Source organism: Paraburkholderia sp. BL21I4N1, assembly GCF_002973525.1.
Lineage (GTDB): Bacteria > Pseudomonadota > Gammaproteobacteria > Burkholderiales > Burkholderiaceae > Paraburkholderia.
The window spans coordinates 83,033-102,211 of sequence record NZ_PVEN01000007.1 but is presented as its reverse complement, the minus strand read 5'-3'; the positions used below and the strand labels follow the sequence as shown (position 1 = coordinate 102,211).

Genomic DNA, 19,179 nt, shown 5'->3' with positions numbered 1-19,179 from the left:
GCCGCACACTGCGAAAACTTCATTGCGTCTTGACTCCGCCGGTTGCCGGACCGGTTGCCTGAATGGTGGCCGGTGCGCTAGTGGTCATGCCATGCCCGAGCGCGACCCAGCGCTGCTGCTCCTGATTGATCGACTGCTGCAACGACGCCAGGTCGTGACCCTTGACCGTGTCCGGCACCGGATCGAGCCCGAGCGTGGCGAGCAACTGCCCGTACGCGTTTTCGAGTTCGCCGTAGCTCTGATACAGCCGCAGCTCGGACATCATCGCACCGGTCGCCGCGCGGATTTCCTCGAGCTTGCCCTGTGCGTTCGCCTGCGTCGCGTTATGCGTGTGTTCGAGAATCTGCTGATCGACGTCGTTCATCTGCTTGAGCAGATCGAACTGGCGACGCTTCGCGCTCAGCTCGCTGGTGGCCACGTGCACTTGCGTGAGCACCGCCATGCTAAGCGCGAGACGCTGCGTCTTCGCTACTTCGAGTTGCGCGTCGGCCATGCCCTTGATGTTCTTCACGTTGATCAGGTTCAGCAGGTTCCAGCTCACGCTGATGCCTGCCGCGCGCCACGCGTTATAGACGAGGAAGCTGTTGCTGTCGTAATGCGTGCCCAGACTGAATTCGATGCCGGGCAGCATCTTCGCCATCGCCTTATGGGTTTCGTTGACGCTGATCCGTTCGTTATAGCTCGCCTCGACCAGTTCCGGACGGCGCTCCAGCGCGGTCTCTTCCATGCGGTCCATCGGCATGTCGAAGGTCGGCACCGCGAAGCCTTCCGGCGGCGCGAGCGTGTAGTCCTTGCCCGGTTCGAGATTCATCAGCGCGGCCAGACGCGGCTTCGCTTCCTCGAGCTGATCGCGGATTTCTTCGAGCTGACGCATCAGATCGAGCAGCGCGTGCTGGTAGTTCAGCGTATCGAGCGGCGCACGCAGGTTTTCGCGCTGCGCCTGCCGCGAATCGTTCAGCGCGGAGCGCGCCTGATCGAGCAGCGGTCCGATGCGATCACGCAGACGTTGCGCGCCCGTCGCTTGCCAGTACGCTTCGCGCACCTGTTGCATCATCAACTGCACGACCTTGCGGCGGCGCTGTTCGAGCACCAGCACGTGGTCGGCCTGCTCTTTCGCTTCGTAGTAGCTGACGCCGAAATCCAGCAGATTCCAGGAGAACGACAGGTCCGCGGTGCGGTCGTTCTTGTCGGTCGAATAGGACGGCGCGAGCGACTGCTCGTTGGTGAACACGTTGGTCGACGACGATGCGAGTTCATGATTGCGCGTCGTATAACCGGCCTGCGCGGTTAGCTTGGGCAGCAGATCGAAGTTCGACAGATCGAGCTGTTTCTGCGCGAGCGCTTCTTCCATCATCTTCAGCCGATGATCCAGGTTGTAGCGGATCGCGCGCGCCATCGCTTCGTCGAGCGTGATCGGGCCGCTGACGGCCTGCTGCTGCGCGAACATCGACGTGCGGTCGGTTTGCGCGGTCTGCGTGCGTTCGGCTTCGGTGAACGGCGTGGGTTTGATCGCGCAGCCCGACAACCAGATGACGGCGAGCGACAGCGCCAGCAAGGCGGGACGCGGTGCACGCACCGCTACGGACGAGGAGTTCAATTCAGCGGCTCTCTTTCTAAAGATGACAGGATGCGGAACACGGCGGACGCTCATGCGTGACCTCGCGAGACGGCTTCGGGTGCGACGGTGGCGGCGGCCGCGTTGACTGGACGGGCCACGTGCAGCGTCGCATGCGCGCGCACGAACTGTTCGGCGAGCGAGGGTTTGGCGAGCGGCGGACTATTGAACGGCAGCGCCGCGTGCGGCGTCGTGACCGGCGTGGCAGTCGGTCCTGCGGCGGGCGGACGGGCCGCGCCGTGCGGTGCGTCGTGTCCGGTCTGCCCCGAGTGCGTGGAGCGGGCCGCACCGCCGAATTCGATCGCCACGTCGCGGCGCGTCTGATGACCTTGCGCGTCGTGCGCGATGATCGCGATCTGCAAGCTGCGCTGATTCGCGGGCACCTTGCCGCTCAGCGTGCCGCGCACCGGGTCGTAATGCAGCCAGTTCGGCAACGGACGGCCGTCGGCGAGGCGCAGTTCGACGTGCGCGTCGGCGCCGACCGGCAAACCTTCGCTCGAACCGAGCATGATCGGCAGCGAGACGACGAACGCTTGATCCGGCGCGACGTTCAGACGCAACGCGAGCGCGGGCAGATCGAGCGAGAGCGGCGCGCTGGTCGGCGCGGGCGTCGTTTCGATTGGGCCGACCGAGGTGTCGCTCAGCGAGCCGTGATGCTGCGAGCCGTCGCTGCTGCCGCTGTTCGCGTAGCTGCTCGTACCGATTTCGTCGGCGGTGAAGGTGGCCGTGTGGGTGGCTGGGATCGAGCCGACTTCCGGCGCGTCGGCGAATGCGTCGAGCACGATCAGCGGGTTCGAAATGCTGTCGGTCAGGTTGAACGGGAACGCGGGGACGATGTCGGGCGCGGGTGGGTTGAATGCGCTCGGCGTGGCGGGGCCCGCGATCGACGGAACCGCCACGCTCACGCCGTTGCCCTTGGGCGGCAGCGTGGTCGGCGTGGCCGGCGCCGGTTGGCCCGACTGCGGCGCGGGCGGCGGCGACACCACTCTGGGCGCGGCGGCGATATTCACCGTGCGCGTGGAAGCCTCGCTGGTCTTGTGGCCGTCATTCACCGAGAAGCTGATCGTGCGGCTGGTCGCACTGGTTTCGCTCGCGCGGTCCGCGTAGGTGACGCTGGCGAGCGCGGCTTGCCATTGCGCGAGCGTCGCCGTGTCATTGAACGAACTCAACGTCAGCACGCCGGTCGCCGCGTTGTAAAGCGCGGTGATATTGCCCGTCGCAGCGCTCGGTTGGAACGCGAGCACGTCGCGATCTGGCTGGAAACCGCCGGTGATCGAGACCGTCGCCGAGTCGAGCGTGGCGCCGCTGTTGGCGTCCGTCACGTTGATCTGCGGCGCGATCGTGACCGGGTTCGCGTTCGGTCCGCTCGCGAAGGTCGGCGTGCCGTCGTTGCCGATCGAGATCATCGGTGTCTGATCTGTGGCGGTAATCGTGATCGCCTTCGTGCCGGCGGCGCTGTCCTGGGTGCCGTCGTTGACGCTGAAGCTGATCGTGCGCTGGGTGACATCGGGCACGACGGCCGTGTCGGTGTAGGTCACGGAACGCAGCGCAGCCTGCCATTGGGCGAGCGTCGCGGTTGCGCCCGACGACGTCAGCGTCAGCACACCGGTCGACGCGTCGTAGCCGGTGACGGTGATGTTACCCATCGTCGCGCCGTCGTTGTTGAACGACAGCACGTCCTGGCCGGCATGGAAGCCGCTAGTGATCGAGACGGTCGCCGAGGCGAGCGTCGTATTGTCGAGGTCTGTCACCGTCACGCCAGCGTCCACCACCACCGGCGTCGAGGCCGTATTGTCGCCCGAGACGAACGACGTCTTGCCGTTCGACGTGGTCAGGATCGGTGTTTGATCGACGTCCGCAACCGTAACCTGTTTGGTGCCCGCGGCGCTATCTTTCGTGCCGTCGTTGACCGTGAAACTGATCGTGCGGGTCGTGTTGTCCGGCGTCACCGCCGTGTCGGTGTAGGTCACTGATTGCAGCGCGGCCTGCCACTGTGCAAGCGTCGCGGTTGCGCCCGACGACGTCAGCGTCAGCACGCCGGTCGACGCGTCGTAGCCGGTGACAGTGATGTTGCCCATCGTCGCGCCGTCATTGTTGAACGACAACACGTCCTGGCCGGCATGGAAGCCCCCTGTGATCGAGACGGTCGCCGAGGCCAGCGTCGCGTTGTCGAGGTCCGTCACCGTCACACCAGCGTCCACCGCCACCGGCGTCGAAGCCGTGTTGTCGCCCGCCGTGAACGCCGTGCCGCCGCCCGAAGTGGTCAGGATCGGCGTTTGATCGACGTCCGCAACCGTAACCTGTTTGGTGCCCGCGGCGCTGTCTTTCGTGCCGTCGTTGACCGTGAAACTGATCGTGCGCGTGGCGGTGGCCGGCGTCACCGCCGTGTCGGTGTAGGTCACTGATTGCAGCGCGGCCTGCCACTGTGCAAGCGTCGCGGTTGCGCCCGACGACGTCAGCGTCAGTACACCGGTCGACGCGTCGTAGCCGGTGACAGTGATGTTGCCCATCGTCGCGCCGTCATTATTGAACGACAGCACGTCCTGGCCGGCATGGAAGCCGCCTGTGATCGAGACGGTCGCCGAGGCCAGCGTCGTATTGTCGAGGTCCGTCACCGTCACGCCAGCGTCCACCGCCACCGGCGTCGAAGCCGTATTGTCGCCCGCCGTGAACGCCGCGCTGCCGCCCGAAGTCGTCAGGATCGGCGTCTGATCGACGTCCGCCACGGTGACGGTTTTGCTGGCCACCGTGCTGGACTGAATGCCGTCGTAGATCTGGAAGTTGACCGTGCGTGACGTCGTGTCGGGCGTGATCGCCGTATCGGTGTAGGACACCGTCCGCAGCGCCGCCTGCCATTGCGCCAGCGTCGCCGTCTGCCCGGCCGAACTTAGCGTCAGCACGCCGGTCGCGGCGTCGTAAGTGGCGACGATGTTGCCCATCGTCGCGCCGTCGTTGATGTAGTTCAGCACGTCTTGGCCGGCATGGAAGCCCGCGCCGATCGATACGGTGGCCGAGGCCAGCGTGCCGGCCTCGGGGTCGATAATCGTCAGGCCCCCGTCCAGCGTGACCGGCGTCGACGCCGTGTTATCGCCCGCCGTGAATGCCGGCGCGCTGCCGCTGAGCGTCACGCTCGGCGACGAGCTCAGCACGTCGACGGTGCTGGACACCGCCACGCTGTTCTTCACGCCGTCGTTGACGGTGACCGACACCGTACGGTTGCCGAGCGGCGACGCCGGGTTGTTCGAGAACGTCACCGCTGCGATTGCGTTCTGCCATTGCGCGTCGGTTGCCGTTGCTCCCGAGGACGTCAGCGTCAACACGCCCGTTGCCGCGTTATACGACGCCGTGATGTTGCCGAACTGAGTCGAACTGGTGTTCAGGTACGAGAGCGTGTCGCCGGACTGGAATCCCGACGTGATTGCGACGACGCCCGAGGAAAGCGTGGGGTTGTCGCGATCGCTGACCGTCACGCCGCTAAATACGGTCTGTGCGCTGGTGCCCGCCACGTAGTCGACCGTACCGCCGCCAATCGAGGTAACGGGCGTCTGATCCGTATCCGTCACGGTGACGTTTTTCGTGCCGGCTACGCTGGTCCTGGTGCCGTCGTTGACGGAGAACGACACCGTGCGGGTCGAGTTGGTCGGCGTGATCGCCGTGTCGGTATAAGTCACCGCGCGCAGCGCCGCCTGCCATTGCGCGAGCGTCGCCGAGGCGCTCAGTGAATTCAGCGTCAGCACACCGGTCGACGCGTTGTACGTGGCCACGATGTTGCCCATCGTCACGCCGTCGTTGGTGAACGACAAGATGTCTTCGCCGCTGTGGAAGTTGCCGGTGATCGCCACGGTCGCGGAGGCGAGCGTCGCATTGTCGAGATCGGACACGGTGACGCCCGTATCCACCGTCACCGGCGTCGAGGTCACGTTGTCGCCCGCGACGAACGCGGACGATCCGCCGCTGGTGCTGAGGATCGGCGTCTGATCGGTATCGGCGACGGTGACGTTGCGCGAGGCCAGCGCGCTGTTCTGCGTGCCGTCGTTGACCGTGAAGCTGATCGTGCGGGTCGTGTTGTCCGGCGTGACCGCCGTGTCGGTGTAGGTGACCGAACGCAGCGCCGCCTGCCATTGCGCGAGGGTCGCCGAGGCGCCCAGCGAACTCAGCGTCAGCACGCCGTTCGCGGCGTTGTAGCTGGCAACGATGTTGCCCATCGTCGCGCCGTTGTTGATGAACGACAGCACGTCCTCGCCCGCGTGAAAACCCGCGCCGATCGACACGGTGGCCGACGCTAGCGTGGTGTTATCGCGGTCCGATACGGTGATGCCGCCGTCCACCGCCACCGGCGCGGAGGGCGCATTGTCGCCCGCGGTAAACGCCGCGCTGCCGCCGCTGGTCGTCACCACCGGCGTCTGATCGACGTCCGCAACGGTCACGACCTTGGTGACCACCGCGCTGTCTTTCGTGCCGTCGTTCACCACGAAGCTGATCGTGCGATTCGCGGCGTTCGGCGTGATCGCGGTGCTCGTGTAGGTGACGGCGTCCAGCGCGTTCTGCCACTGCGCGAGGGTCGCGGTCCCGCCGGACGAGCTCAGGACCATCACGCCGGTGAGACTGTTGTACGACCCGCTGATGTTGCCAAACAACGTCGAGCTGGTGTTATTGAACCCCAGCACGTCCTCGCCGCTGTGCAGATTACCGGTGATCGCCACGGTCGCGGAGGCGAGCGTCGTATTGTCGAGGTCCGATACCGTGATGCCGCCGTCGATCGCAACCGGCGTCGACGTGGTGTTGTTGCCTGCGACGAAGGCGGTCGAGCCGACCGTCGTGGCGATGATCGGCGTCTGGTCGGTATCCGCGACGGTCACGGTGCGCGTCGCGATCGCGCTGCCCTGCGCGCCGTCGTTGACAGTGAAGCTGATCGTGCGGGTCGCGCTGTTCGGCGTGACCGCCGTGTCGGTATACGTGACCGAGCGCAACGCCGACTGCCACTGCGCGAGCGTCGCCGTGCCACTCGCCGAGGTCAGCGTCATCACGCCAGTCGTGGCGTTGTACGAGGCCGTGATGTCGCCCATCGTGATGCCGTTGTTGGTGAAACTCAGCACGTCCTGGTCGTTATGGTAATTGCCGCTGACCGAAACGGTCGCGCTCTGCAGCGTCGGGCTGCCGGCGTCGGTCACGGTCAAGCCCGAGTCGATCACGACCGGCGTGGACGGCGCATTGTCGGCCGCCACGAAAGCGGCCGAGCCGCTGTCCGTTGTGACGACCGGCACGGCGGTCACCGTCACCGTGTTGGTGACGGCGAGGCTGCTCTTGCTGCCGTCGCTCACGGACAGCGAAATCGTGCGCGCGCCCGGCGAGCCGTTCGCCGCGTCGGAGAAACGCACCGCATTGAGCGCGCTGTCCCACTGCGCGAGCGTCGCCGTACCGCCCGATGAACTCAGCATCATCACCCCGGTGCTCGCGTTGTACGAGGCGGCGATGTTGCCCATCGTCGCGCCGTCGTTGACGAACGACAGCACGTCCTGGCCCGTCGCGAAGCCGCTGCCGATCGAGACGGTCGCCTGCGACATCGTCGTGTTGTCGCGATCGGCGATGCTCACGCCGCTGAACACCTGCGTGGCGGCCGTGCCCGCCACGTACGCAATGCCGCTGCTGGACGTGCTGAGCGTCGGCGTCTGATCCGTATCGGTGACCGTGACCGTGCGCGTGGCCGTGGCGCTGGTGTGCGCGCCGTCGTTGACGCTGAAGCTGATCGTACGGGTCGCGCTGTTCGGCGTGACCGCCGTGTCGGTGTACGTGATCGAGCGCAACGCCGACTGCCATTGCGCGAGCGACGCCGTACCGCTCGCCGAGGTCAGCGTCAGGATGCCGGTGCCCGAGTCGTACGAGCCGCTGATGTCGCCCATCGTCGCCGGGTTGTTGACGTAGAGCAGCATGTCTTCACTGCCGTGGAAGTTGCCGGTGATCGACACGATGGCGCTCGCCAGCGTCGGGCTGGAAGCGTCGGAGACGGTCAACCCGGAGTCGACCGCGACCGGCGTGGACACCGCGTTGTCGCCTGCGACGAATCCGGCCGAGCCGCTGTCCAGCGTGAGGTTCGGGCCGGACGTCACGGTCACGGTATTGCTGATCGCCGCGCTGCTCTTCGGGCCGTCGCTCACGGTGAATGCCACGGTGCGCGCACCCGGCGGCGCGTTCGATGCGTCGGCGAAACGGACCGCGTCGAGCGCGTTGTCCCACTGCGCGAGCGTCGCGGTCGCGCCTGAAGAACTCATCGTCATCACGCCGGTGGTCGAGTTATACAGGGCGGTGATGTTGCCCATCGTCGCGCCGTCGTTGGTGAACGACAGCACGTCGCCGGCTTGAAAACCACTGTTGAACGACACGGTCGCGGACGCCATCGTAGTGTTGTCGCGATCGCCGATCGTGACGCCGCTGAACACCGGCGTGGAGGCTGAGCCGGCCAGATAGGACGCGCCGGTGCTGGTGCTGGTGAGCGTCGGCGTCTGGTCGGTGTCGGCAACGGTGACGGTACGGCTCGCGCTGACGCCGGCGGACACGCCGTCGTTGACGCTGAAGGTAACGGTGCGGGTAGCCGAGTTCGGCGTGATGGCCGTGTCGGTGTAGGTCACGGCCCGCAATGCGCTCTGCCATTGCGCGATGGTCGCCGTGCCGCCCGACGAACTCATCGACAGGATGCCGGTGCCCGCGCTGTACGTCGCCGTGATGTTGCCGTAGAGCGTCGTGTTGGTATTGACGAACGCCAGCACGTCTTCGCCCGAATGCAGGTTGCCGGTGATCGACACCGTCGCGCTCTGCGCGGTAGTGGCTTGCGGGTCGGACAGGGTGATGCCGTTGTCCACCGCGACCGGCGTCGACGTGACGTTGTCGCCCGCCGTAAACGCGGCGCTGCCGCCGCTCGCGGTGGCCGTCGTGCCGAGCACGGTGTACGTGAAGTTGTTCAGCGTCGGCGTCAGGTAGCCGTCGTCGCCGACGTCCTTGATCGTGACCGACGTGAGGTTCTGGAAGTCCGGATTGCTGGCGAGACTCTTGGTGGCCGAGTACAGTCCGCCCGACACCAGCAGGACTTCCTTCGACGTATCGCCGTTCGGGATGATGTAGATCGAGCCGTCGCTGAACGCGTCGATGTCGAAGCTTTGCAGCGCGAAATGCTGGCCGCTCGCGAGCGTGATGGTCAGCGACGACATTTGCGTGCCGTTGAAGTTGACCATCAGCACGCCGTCCGTCGAACTGGTGGACAACGGCGGCGCGCCGAACGGGTCGGTCGTCTGCGTGTAGACGTCGCTCTCGACGGCCTGATCGGTCGTGTAGGTGATGCCGTCGAGCGTGAAACTCGTGCCCGTGGTGTCGAAGGCCGGCGACACGTGGTTGTCGTAGCTCTCCACCGTCACGCCGAGCAGCGCGTTGTATTGCGCCTGCGCCGCCGCCGATTCGATCACCGGCGTGTGCACGTCGCCAACCGTGTATTCGAGCGTCCAGTTGCCGCCGAGCGCGGCGAGGCCGGTCGGGTCTGTCGAGGCGGCCACGTTCAGATGCGTGAGCGCCGCGATGTTCTGTACTAGCGACTTGCCGTCCGCGTTCTGCGCGACGTCGCAACCGTAGATCAGGAAATCGCCGCCCGGCCTCATTTCCGCGCCGATCTGCGCAAGCTCCGCGCTGTAGGCCGACAGGTCGCCGGCGTTCAGCCAGCTCGAGCCGGCCTGGATCTCGCCGTCCGCGCCATGCGAGATCAGATGGATCGATTCGACGCCCTTGTGGGTTTGCAGGTACTGCGCGATCTGCTCAAAGCCGTCGGTGTTCGCATTCAGCACCACGTATTGCGTGCCGGCCGGCAAACCGGCAATCAGCGCCTGGTAGTTCGCGACGCTCGGGTCGATGAACACCACCTGGTGCGCCGCCCCGCCGCCGTGGCTGGCCGCGCCGGACTCCGTCGCCTTCGGCGCCGTGCTGTCCTTGTTCGGGTCGGACTTCGCCGCGTGATCCGGTTTGACGTCGTGTTCGGCGACCGGCTTCGGCGTGGCAGACAGCGAGCTGGTCGCGTTCGCGTGCGAGTCGCCTTCCGCGCCATGCGGATGCGGCGCAACCGCCGCGACCGATGCGTCATACACGACGCGCGGTTCGAGTGCCATGATCAGCGGCGCCGGTGCAACGGGCGCACGCGCGCCGGTCGAGTCGCCGGTGTCGCTCAGACGCTTCAGAAGTTGCTTGACGATTTTCATGACACTCGCTCCGCGGGGCGCCGCTTACCGCGCCCGATAACTACCGGTAACTATCGATGGCCGCCGCGCTGCGGCGGCCGAACCACGCGTCTTACTGCCGCGTCGGGTAAATGCCTTGCAACGCGATGATGAAGGTCGTGCCGAGGTACGGATTGCGCAGGCTAACCGGCTGGCTGCCCCCGGCGGGCTGGTTCACGATGGTCGGCGGCGTCGTCGTCACCGGCGCACTGAACGGCGCGAGACTCGTGTTCGCCGCCGCCGTGCTGTAGATCGTGGCGGGATGGCCGGCCGACGCGCCAGGAGCGAGCACCGTATTGCTGGCGGGCGTCGCCGTGGTACCGGTCGTCGTGGTGGTCGCCGGCACGCTGATCTGGACGTTGCCGGTGCCGCCGCCGCTGGCGGTGGCGACGTGCGTGTGGATCGGCATCTGCGTTTGCAGAATCGTGGTGGTTTCCGTGCCGCCGATTTCACCCCAAACGACCGGCGACAGGCCCGGCCCCTGGCCCATGCCGACCGGCGCGCGGCCGCTGAAATTCGGCAAACCGAAGGTAGTCGTGCCGGTGCCGCCGAACGTCGTGCCGAGCAGCGCGAACAACGCATTATTCTGGGCGATCGACACGATCTGCCCCTGGCACAACGCCCAGCCGACCGGCGCAAAGTTGAAGCCGACCATACGAATTTCGCCGAGATACGGATCGCTCATGAACTTCTCCTGGAGAGAGGACGGATGAAACGCCGGGTCGCGAGCACGACGGCCGGCGTCATTGCGGGGACTCGACCGGCTGTTGGGCCGCCGGTTTCACGGTGTGGATCACGATGCACAGTGTCGCGGCGCCGTTTTTCTGCGGACGTGTCGGCGTGGCGAACAGCATCCACGCACGACCATCCGGTGCGTCGACGCGGTAGTTGTCCTGGGGAAGTTGCACGCCCAACGGCAATTCGAAAAGTGCGTGGTAGCAGACGTAGTCGTCGTCCATCGGAACGCCGGCGGGCGCGCCGATCAACCGCGCCTGCACCGCCGTGCCCTGTTGCGACGTCAGCGTGAAGAGACCGCCAAGCGACTCAGTCAGCTCGGCATGTGTAGGAATTGCAGACAACCCGCCCCCCGGCAGTGAATTGGTCGCGCGCCGTTCGCCCGATAATGGCCGGCCGCCTTTTATGGCGATGCACGGCGCATTTACCGGACAGCTTTTTAAACACCGTTCCTTGTTTCGATGTGGCTCGATGCAAGGGTTAACGGCGCGCTTCAAACCTGGCTTTAAAATATTGTCGTTATACGAAGCGCTTTATATGCGCGCCGCATTTTTGACACAGCGACTCAAAAACCGGACTGCAAACCCCGCAATGGCTCACCGGAAAAATCGAACGGCATGATTTCACGCCGCATCGATTCATAAATGCCATTTTCTCCGCTTTTCGCGAAGCCTAACCGGCGATAAAGCGATTGCACCGGATTGTTCGCTTCGACGTGCAACGTGATCGGCAACCCGGCCTGCGCCGCCCTCCCGACCACCGCATGCATCAGGCGAGTGCCGATACCCACGCCGCGAAACGCCGGCAGCAAGGCGATGTCGATCACGTTGACCCCGCGTTCCCGGTGCCAGTTGTGATACAGGCGGCCCGCGGGCTGATCGCCGGCCATCACGACGTCGAAGCGGCCAGCCGGATAATGGCGCCGGTAATAGACGTCCTGCATATCGAACTGCTGCGCGAGCAGCGCGTCGATCTGTCCTGCCGTCCAACCGGTGGCGGCAAATTCGGCGGCACGCGTGCTGACGAAAACGCTTTTCAGAAACTCCCGGTCGGCGGGCGTCGATGCGCGCAGGGAAACCGCGGATTCCGCGATCGGTGCGGCCAGATCCGGCATTGCTGTCATGCGCTCGATGCTCTTGCAGGGATTTATGAGATGCGTATGGGATCGGATCGTAACGGGTTGTTAATAAGCGTGCAATCGATTATTCAGGAGATTGCGGGAAGGGATTTCCCGGATTGCAGACAGTTTTCGCGGGGCGTCGATTATTGAGGTTTGATTGGGAGCGGCGCTTAATCAGTGAGTTGCGGGAAATCTTGCCGATTTGTCTGTTTAAGTTAAACGTCGCGCTTGTAACAATTAGAAATATGAACGGGCGTGTTATTAATTCAAAACCGTCACGGCAGTGGCGGACAGCGCGCATTCAAGAAGAAAAAAGGCTCACGGCACGACTTAACCCCTTTGCCCGAATGCGCGCCACGTCGGCTCACTCTTGCGCCACCCCCAACACACCCCGCGCGTCGCCTGTGTCGCCCGCCTCCACCAACGCCTCCAGCACCACGCCGCGCGTCTCGACCCCGAGCACCCACACCGCCGCGCCCGCCACCACAAAACACGCCGCGCCCAGCGAAAACACCCCGCCTTGCCCAAACACCGGCAGCACGACGCCCACCACATAAGGCCCGATCAACGACCCGACCCGCCCAATCGCCGACGCAAATCCCGACCCCGTCGCTCTCGCGCCGGTCCCGTAAAGCTCCGGCGTGTAGGTATAGAGCACAGCCCACATCGCAAACAGAAAGAACTGCATCGCGAGCCCGGCACAGATCAGCAGCGTCGGCGTCTGCGCATGCAAGGCGGTCTGCCCGTAGAGATAAGCCATCACCGCACTGCCCAACAGGGAGGCGATGCAAGTCGGCTTACGCCCCCACCGCTCCACGAGCCAGGCCGCGCAAATAAACCCCGGAATTCCCCCGAGCGAAATCAGCACCGTATACAGCACCGATTTAGTCACGGCAAAACCCGCCTGCTGCATCAATGCACCCAGCCACGACGTCAATCCGTAAAACCCGAGCAGCGCAAAAAACCACAACGTCCAGACCATCACCGTGCGGCGCCGATAGATGCCGCTCCAGATCTCCCGGAACGCCCCCATGCCCTGCTGCGCCGCCGGCTCGGCAAGCATCGCCGGCGCGGGCAAGTCACGCAGCCCCGTCGCCTTCATCACCTTCGCCTCGACGTCGGCGAGCACGCGATCCGCTTCCTCGACGCGTCCGCGATGTTCGAGCCAGCGCGGCGACTCCGGCACCACGCGTCGCACGATCAGCACGAATACCGCCGGAATCGCCAGCAACGCAAACTCCGTGCGCCAGCCTAGCGTCGGCAGGACGAAATACGACACCACGCCCGCCGTGATGAAACCGAGCGGCCAGAACCCATCCATCAGCGCGATCAGCCGTCCGCGCGATGCCGCCGGCACGAATTCCGACAACAAGGTCTGCGCGATCGGAAACTCCATCCCCATGCCGAAGCCGAGCAGCACGCGATAAAAAATCAGCGCATCGACACTCTGCGCGGTCGAACAGAGATACGACGCCGCGCCCCACAACACCATGCTCCATTGGAATATCGGACGGCGGCCGAAACGATCGGCGAGCAAGCCCGCCACCGCCGCGCCGATCACCATGCCGAAGAAACTCGCGCTCGCGACCAGCCCCGCCGTCGCGGTCGATAGATGAAACTCCGATTTGATCGAACCGAGCACGAAGGTCATCGTGCCGAGATCGACCGAATCGAAGAAGAACGCGACGGCAATGATGATGAAGATGGTCCGGTGATAACCGGAAAACGGCAGTCGTTCGAGCCGGGCGGCAGCGCTCGCGCGCGACTGGATAGCGATGGACATGGCATCCCCTCGTTGATGCGGCGGCAGCCGCGTGAGTACTCCGTTCAGTGTCTTTTCAGTAGACGCCGACATAAATCGGCCACATAGAAAGAAACCGTCATCGGAGTGGAACGGGGGCGTCGTTCGTGGAACCGCCGGGGGCATCGTTCAGATCGCGTTCGGCGGCATCACACCCGCAGCCGCGCACGCGCCGCGCCTGCGATGCGCGCAAGCGCCTCCGCGCTCAGCCGCGCGGCAATCCGTTCGACGTATTGATGATGACGCGCCTCCAGCGGCGCGCCGAGCTGCTGCGCGAGCAGATAGCGGATCAGCGCGATGCGCCGGTGCCGCAGCATGATGCTCTGATCGAGTAGCGCGAGCGCGGCATGCGCATCGCCTTCATGGCAGGCGCGCTCGGTGAGACGCGCGGTGGCCAGACGCGTCGCGGTCATGTCGGACTGAAGCCGCGTTACGACATCAGCGGCTCGGCCGCGTCGAGCATCATCTTGACGAAGTAATCGGCAAAACTGCGACGCACGACGATATCGAAGCTGTTCGCGCCGGTCGGCACGAGCGTCATCGATGCCTTGAAATAGTGGCTCTGCGCGCACTGCCCTTCGCCGAACAGTTTGGGATGCAGATCGAGCGGACAGCCGCGCGCCAGCACCTCACGCGTGCGTGTGCCGCTAATTTCAAGCACCGTATAGCCGCTGCCGATATCCACCACCGCCGCGAACACGCCCGCGAACGCAGCGCCGAGTTTCGCCTGCAACGGCGCGCTGCGGCTCGCGTCGTGCGCGGTGGCCGAGCGCACCAGCCATTCGTCCGGGCCGAGCCACAGCAGGTCGTAGCCATTGCCGCGTGCAATCGTGTTGGCCTTTTCCGGCGGACGGCAGCCGAGCACGCTCTCCATTGCCTGCATGAAGGCCGCGTCGCGTGTATCGCCGCGCACGTTCACCAATTCCAGAAACGGCCGCTCGTTCAATCTGAACGCCGCGTTGGCCGTTGCCAGATGCTTCTTCAGCAACGCATCCGTGCCGACCAGCGGGGACTCCTGCCACACGCCGGTTTGCTTGCCGACCGCGCGATCCACGACCGAGCCCGTGCCTCGAGTTTCATTCCACATGTTGACGTGCTCCTTCGCTGTCATAGAACACCGAGCTGGCGATCTTCGCCGCAATCTGTTTACCGCTCGCAAGCGGAATCGTGACCGTTTCGCCGATCTTGTCGAGACCGCCCTTGACGACCGCCATCGCGATCGAACGCTTCAGGATCGGGCTGTAATAGCTCGACGTGACGTGACCGAGCATCGCCGCGGTCTCGCCCTGGAACGGCCCGGCGACGATCTGCGAGCCTTCGGGAATCACGAACGACGGATCGTCCGGCAGCAGCCCGACCAGTTGCTTGCGCCCCGCCTTCGCGGTGTCCGAACGCGTCAGCGAGCGCTTGCCGAGAAAGTCTTTCGACTTCGCGACCAGCCCACCCATGCCGACGTCGTACGGCGTCATCGAGCCGTCCGTATCCTGACCGACGATGATGTAGCCCTTCTCCGCGCGCAGGACGTGCATGGTTTCGGTGCCGTACGGCGTGATGTCGTACTCGGCGCCCGCCGCCATCAACGCTTCCCACACCGCGCGTCCGACGTTCGCCGGCACGTTCACTTCATAGGCGAGTTCGCCCGAGAAGCTGATGCGCATGACTCGCGACGCCGCGCCGGCCACCGTGCCTTCGCGATAGCTCATGAACGGGAACGCCGCGTTCGCGAAGTCGATGTCCTCGCACACTTTCTGCAACACCTTGCGGCTATTCGGACCGACCACGGCGAAGGTGGCCCAGTGATCGGTGACCGATGCGAGCCTGACCCGCATATCCGGCCATTCCGTCTGCAGCCAGCTTTCGAGCCACGTCAGCACGCGCGCGGCGCCGCCGGTCGTGGTCGTCATCATGTAGTGCTGGTCGGCGAGGCGCACCGTCACGCCGTCGTCGAAAATCATGCCGTTTTCGTCGAGCATCAGGCCGTAACGACATTTGCCGACTTCCAGCTTGCTCCACGGATTGGTATAGACCCAGTTCAGCAGCTTCGCCGAATCGGGGCCCTGAATGTCGATCTTGCCGAGCGTCGACGCGTCGAGTATGCCGACGCTGGTGCGCACCGCGAGCGATTCGCGCGCTACCGCAGTGTGCATGTCCTCGCCCGCTTTCGGGAAATACCACGGACGCTTCCAGTTGCCGACGTCCTCGAAGGCCGCGCCGTTTTCCACATGCCACTCATGCACCGCCGTCTTGCGTACCGGATCGAGAAACTCGCCCAGCTCGCGGCCGGCGAACGTGCCGAACGTGACTGGCGTGTAGTTCGGACGGAAGGTGGTCGTGCCGGTCTCGGGAATCGTCTTGCCGAGCGCCTGCGCGAGAATCGCCATCCCATTGATGTTGCCGAGCTTGCCCTGGTCGGTGCCGAAACCCATTGCCGTATAACGCTTCACATGTTCGACCGATTCGAAGCCTTCGCGCGCGGCCAGGAAAATATCCGCGGCCGACACGTCGTTCTGGAAATCGATGAACTGCTTCGGCCCGCGCGTGGCCAGCTCACGACCGCCGACCAGCCACAGCGGCAGCATCTTCGCTTCGGCGATCTCGGCCACCTGCACCGGATTCGGCCGCGTCACGATGAAGCCTGCGGCGCGCGCGGCCTCGATACCCGCATCCATCGCAAAGCGGATGCCCTGGCCCAGCGTGAAGTCGCCCGCGCAGGCGCCGACGCTGGTTTCCGGTTGCATCGCCTTGCCCGGCACGAAACAGGCCTTGTCGTCATGCCAATGCGCCTTGCCGCCCGATTGCGCGAACAGGTGCAGCACGGGGCTCCAGCCGCCCGACATGGCCAGCAGATCGCACGGCAAGTCACCCTGTTTAGCGCCGAGCTGGCCCTTCGCATACGACGCCAGTTCGACCGACGCCACCCGCAATTTGCCGTGCGCCGCCGTGATCGCGACGCCGTTCATCACCTTCACGCCGTAGCGCCGTGCGAGCGCCGGCAACGTGCCTTTCGATTCGCCCGCGCGCGGATCGACCACCGTCACCTGCGCGCCGGCCGCTTTCAGGTCGAGCGCGCATTGATAGCCGTCGTCGTTGTTCGTGAACACCACCGCGTTGCGGCCCGGCAGTACCGCGTAACGATGCAGATAGGTCGACACCGCCGACGCCAGCATCACGCCCGGCAGATCGTTATTGCCGAACACGATCGGCCGTTCGTGCGCGCCCGTCGCGAGAATCACGCGCTTCGCGCGGATCTTCCACATCAGTTCGCGCGTGCCCTTGCGTTGCGTCACCGGCAAATGTTCGGTGAGCCGCTGCGTCACCGTGATCAGGTTGTGGTCCTGATAGCCGAATGCGGTGCTGCGGGACAGGATCTTCACGTCGGGCATCTGCCGCAGTTCGTCTTCGATCTTATGCACCCACTGCAGCGCGGGCTTGCCGTCGATCTCCGCGCGGCACGACAGCAGCGAGCCGCCCAGTTCAGGCTGATCGTCGATCAGCGTCACGCGTGCGCCGGACAACGCCGCCGCATGCGCCGCCGCGAGCCCGGTCGGGCCGCCGCCCACCACCAGCACGTCGCAATGCGCAAAGCACTTGTCGTAGCGGTCCGCGTCGAGGTGTTCGGGCGCCTTGCCGAGACCGGCGGCGTCGCGAATCACTTCTTCGTACTTCGGCCAGAACTTGCGCGGCCACATGAAGGTCTTGTAGTAGAAGCCGGCCGGAATGAAGCGCGCGAACTTCTGATTGACCGCCATGCGATCTTTCTCGATGCTCGGCTTCGCGTTGACGCTGCTGGCGACGAGCCCCTGATACAACTCGACTTCGGTGGCGCGAGCATTCGGCACCGTGTAGGCGCCGGTTTCCAGTTGCACGACCGCGTTCGGCTCTTCCACGCCCGCCGTCACGATGCCGCGCGGCCGATGGTATTTCCAGCTGCGCGCCACGAAATGCACGCCGTTGGCGAGCAGCGCCGAGGCCAGCGTGTCGCCCTGATAGCCCTGATACTGGCGGCCGTTGAACGTGAACGTCAGCGGCATGGCGCGATTGATGCGGCCGCCGTTGGGGAGTCGGTCTGTCTGGCTCATTGCGTCTTACCCTCTTGTGCCTTGCCTTCATTGCTATCCAGCGCGAGCAGCGGACGTTCGAACGTGTCGTAGCCCTGGATCTCGTAGCTCACCGTATCGCGTTGCGCCATGAACCAGCGGCGGCATCCTTGCGCATGCATCCATTGTTCGCGATGCACGCCGCGCGGGTTTTTACGCATGAACAGGTAGTCGCCCCATTCCTTGTCGGTGAGTTTTTCGGTGTCGAGCGGACGGGCAATGTCCGCCTCGCCGCCGCAGGAAAATTCGGTTTCGGCGCGCGGCCCGCACCATGGGCATTCGATCAGTAGCATCTGATTCTCTCCAATGTCGGTTAGTGGGCGACGGCGGCGGCGCCGTGCTCGTCGATCAGATGGCCGGTATAAAAGCGGTCCAGCGAGAACGGCGCATTCAAAGGATGCGGTTCGTCGCGCGCGATGGTGTGCGCATACGCCCAGCCCGAACCGGGCGTCGCCTTGAAGCCGCCGGTGCCCCAGCCGCAATTGAAGTACAGGCCCTTCACGTCGGTCTTGCTGATAATCGGGCACGCGTCCGGCGACACATCCACGATGCCGCCCCACTGGCGATTCATCCGCACTCGCGAGAACACCGGGAACATTTCCACGATCGCTTCGAGCGTGCCTTCGATGATCTGGAAGCTGCCGCGCTGACCGAACCCGGTGTATTGATCCACGCCCGCGCCGATCACCAGATCGCCCTTGTCGGACTGACTGATATACGCGTGCACCGCGTTCGACATCACCACGGTGTTGACCACCGGCTTGATCGGCTCGGACACCAACGCCTGCAGCGGATGGCTTTCCAGCGGCAGACGTATGCCGGCCATATCCGCGAGCGTCGACGTATTGCCCGCCGCCACCACCGCGACTTTCTTCGCCTTGATGAAGCCCTTGGTGGTATCCACGCCCGTCACCTGGCTGCCGTCGCGGCGAATGCCCGTCACCTGACAGTTCTGCACGATATCCACACCGGCCTGATCCGCGCCTCGCGCGAAACCCCACGCGACCGCATCGTGACGCGCCACGCCGCCGCGCCGCTGGATCGACGCGCCGAGCACCGGATAGCGGCTATTCAGATTGATGGTCGGCTCGATTTCCTTGATCTGCGCCGGCGTGAGGAATTCGGCGTCCACGCCGTTCAGCCGGTTCGCATTCACACGACGCTCCGTGTCGCGCACGTCCTGCAACGTGTGCGCGAGATTCATCACGCCGCGCTGGCTGAACATCACGTTGTAGTTCAGGTCTTGCGAGAGCCCTTCCCACAGTTTCATTGCTTTTTCGTAGAGCGCGGCGGATTCGTCCCACAGGTAGTTGGAACGCACGATCGTCGTGTTGCGCGCCGTGTTGCCGCCGCCGATCCAGCCTTTTTCCAGCACGGCGATATTGCGCACGCCGTGCTCCTTCGCGAGGTAGTACGCCGTGGCGAGACCATGCCCGCCGCCGCCGACGATCACCACGTCGTATTCACGTTTTGGCTCGGGGCTCTTCCACTGACGCTCCCAGTTCTCGTGATACGACATCCCGTTGCGCAAGAGGCTGAATATCGAATAGCGGCTCATC

Annotated in this window: 11 protein-coding genes; all 11 read right to left on the bottom strand. The window is 64.9% G+C overall.

Features of this window, described 5'->3' with window-relative positions; genetic code table 11:
• Positions 1-19 precede the first annotated feature (19 nt).
• Positions 20-1,651, bottom strand: coding sequence for a TolC family protein (locus tag B0G83_RS19395; RefSeq protein ID WP_105509025.1), 1,632 nt, complete (start codon positions 1,649-1,651; stop codon positions 20-22).
• Positions 1,648-9,849 (bottom strand): DUF4347 domain-containing protein, encoded by an 8,202-nt coding sequence (locus B0G83_RS19390; protein WP_105509024.1) that lies wholly within the window; start codon positions 9,847-9,849, stop codon positions 1,648-1,650. Before B0G83_RS19390 ends, B0G83_RS19395 begins: the two co-directional genes overlap by 4 nt.
• A gap of 91 nt (positions 9,850-9,940) precedes the next feature.
• Positions 9,941-10,552 carry a phage tail protein gene (locus B0G83_RS19385; protein ID WP_105509023.1) on the bottom strand — a complete coding sequence of 204 codons (612 nt, stop codon included), beginning with the start codon at positions 10,550-10,552 and terminating at the stop codon, positions 9,941-9,943.
• A gap of 58 nt (positions 10,553-10,610) precedes the next feature.
• Positions 10,611-10,946, bottom strand: coding sequence for a DUF6916 family protein (locus tag B0G83_RS19380; RefSeq protein WP_105509022.1), 336 nt, complete (start codon positions 10,944-10,946; stop codon positions 10,611-10,613).
• Positions 10,947-11,167: 221 nt separating this feature from the next.
• Positions 11,168-11,725, bottom strand: coding sequence for a GNAT family N-acetyltransferase (locus B0G83_RS19375; RefSeq protein WP_105509021.1), 558 nt, complete (start codon positions 11,723-11,725; stop codon positions 11,168-11,170).
• A 361-nt stretch (positions 11,726-12,086) separates the two neighbouring features.
• Positions 12,087-13,505 carry an MFS transporter gene (locus tag B0G83_RS19370; protein WP_105509020.1) on the bottom strand — a complete coding sequence of 473 codons (1,419 nt, stop codon included), beginning with the start codon at positions 13,503-13,505 and terminating at the stop codon, positions 12,087-12,089.
• Between the two features lie 167 nt (positions 13,506-13,672).
• Positions 13,673-13,936 carry a hypothetical protein gene (locus B0G83_RS19365; RefSeq protein WP_105509019.1) on the bottom strand — a complete coding sequence of 88 codons (264 nt, stop codon included), beginning with the start codon at positions 13,934-13,936 and terminating at the stop codon, positions 13,673-13,675.
• Positions 13,937-13,953: 17 nt separating this feature from the next.
• Positions 13,954-14,610: a sarcosine oxidase subunit gamma gene (locus B0G83_RS19360; RefSeq protein ID WP_105509018.1), complete on the bottom strand. Its 657-nt coding sequence runs from the start codon at positions 14,608-14,610 to the stop codon at positions 13,954-13,956.
• Positions 14,600-17,602, bottom strand: coding sequence for a sarcosine oxidase subunit alpha family protein (locus tag B0G83_RS19355; RefSeq protein ID WP_105509017.1), 3,003 nt, complete (start codon positions 17,600-17,602; stop codon positions 14,600-14,602). The genes B0G83_RS19360 and B0G83_RS19355 overlap by 11 nt, the downstream gene beginning before the upstream one ends.
• Positions 17,599-17,913 carry a sarcosine oxidase subunit delta gene (locus B0G83_RS19350; protein ID WP_105509016.1) on the bottom strand — a complete coding sequence of 105 codons (315 nt, stop codon included), beginning with the start codon at positions 17,911-17,913 and terminating at the stop codon, positions 17,599-17,601. The genes B0G83_RS19355 and B0G83_RS19350 overlap by 4 nt, the downstream gene beginning before the upstream one ends.
• A gap of 20 nt (positions 17,914-17,933) precedes the next feature.
• Positions 17,934-19,178 carry a sarcosine oxidase subunit beta family protein gene (locus B0G83_RS19345; protein ID WP_105509015.1) on the bottom strand — a complete coding sequence of 415 codons (1,245 nt, stop codon included), beginning with the start codon at positions 19,176-19,178 and terminating at the stop codon, positions 17,934-17,936.
• Between the last annotated feature and the right edge of the window lies 1 nt (position 19,179).

Coding starts and splice junctions, on each gene's coding strand:
- B0G83_RS19395 (WP_105509025.1), bottom strand. CDS start 1,651: ATGAGCGTCCGCCGTGTTCCGCATCCTGTCATCTTTAGAAAGAGAGCC.
- B0G83_RS19390 (WP_105509024.1), bottom strand. CDS start 9,849: ATGAAAATCGTCAAGCAACTTCTGAAGCGTCTGAGCGACACCGGCGAC.
- B0G83_RS19385 (WP_105509023.1), bottom strand. CDS start 10,552: ATGAGCGATCCGTATCTCGGCGAAATTCGTATGGTCGGCTTCAACTTT.
- B0G83_RS19375 (WP_105509021.1), bottom strand. CDS start 11,725: ATGACAGCAATGCCGGATCTGGCCGCACCGATCGCGGAATCCGCGGTT.
- B0G83_RS19370 (WP_105509020.1), bottom strand. CDS start 13,505: ATGTCCATCGCTATCCAGTCGCGCGCGAGCGCTGCCGCCCGGCTCGAA.
- B0G83_RS19365 (WP_105509019.1), bottom strand. CDS start 13,936: ATGACCGCGACGCGTCTGGCCACCGCGCGTCTCACCGAGCGCGCCTGC.
- B0G83_RS19360 (WP_105509018.1), bottom strand. CDS start 14,610: ATGTGGAATGAAACTCGAGGCACGGGCTCGGTCGTGGATCGCGCGGTC.
- B0G83_RS19355 (WP_105509017.1), bottom strand. CDS start 17,602: ATGAGCCAGACAGACCGACTCCCCAACGGCGGCCGCATCAATCGCGCC.
- B0G83_RS19350 (WP_105509016.1), bottom strand. CDS start 17,913: ATGCTACTGATCGAATGCCCATGGTGCGGGCCGCGCGCCGAAACCGAA.
- B0G83_RS19345 (WP_105509015.1), bottom strand. CDS start 19,178: ATGAGCCGCTATTCGATATTCAGCCTCTTGCGCAACGGGATGTCGTAT.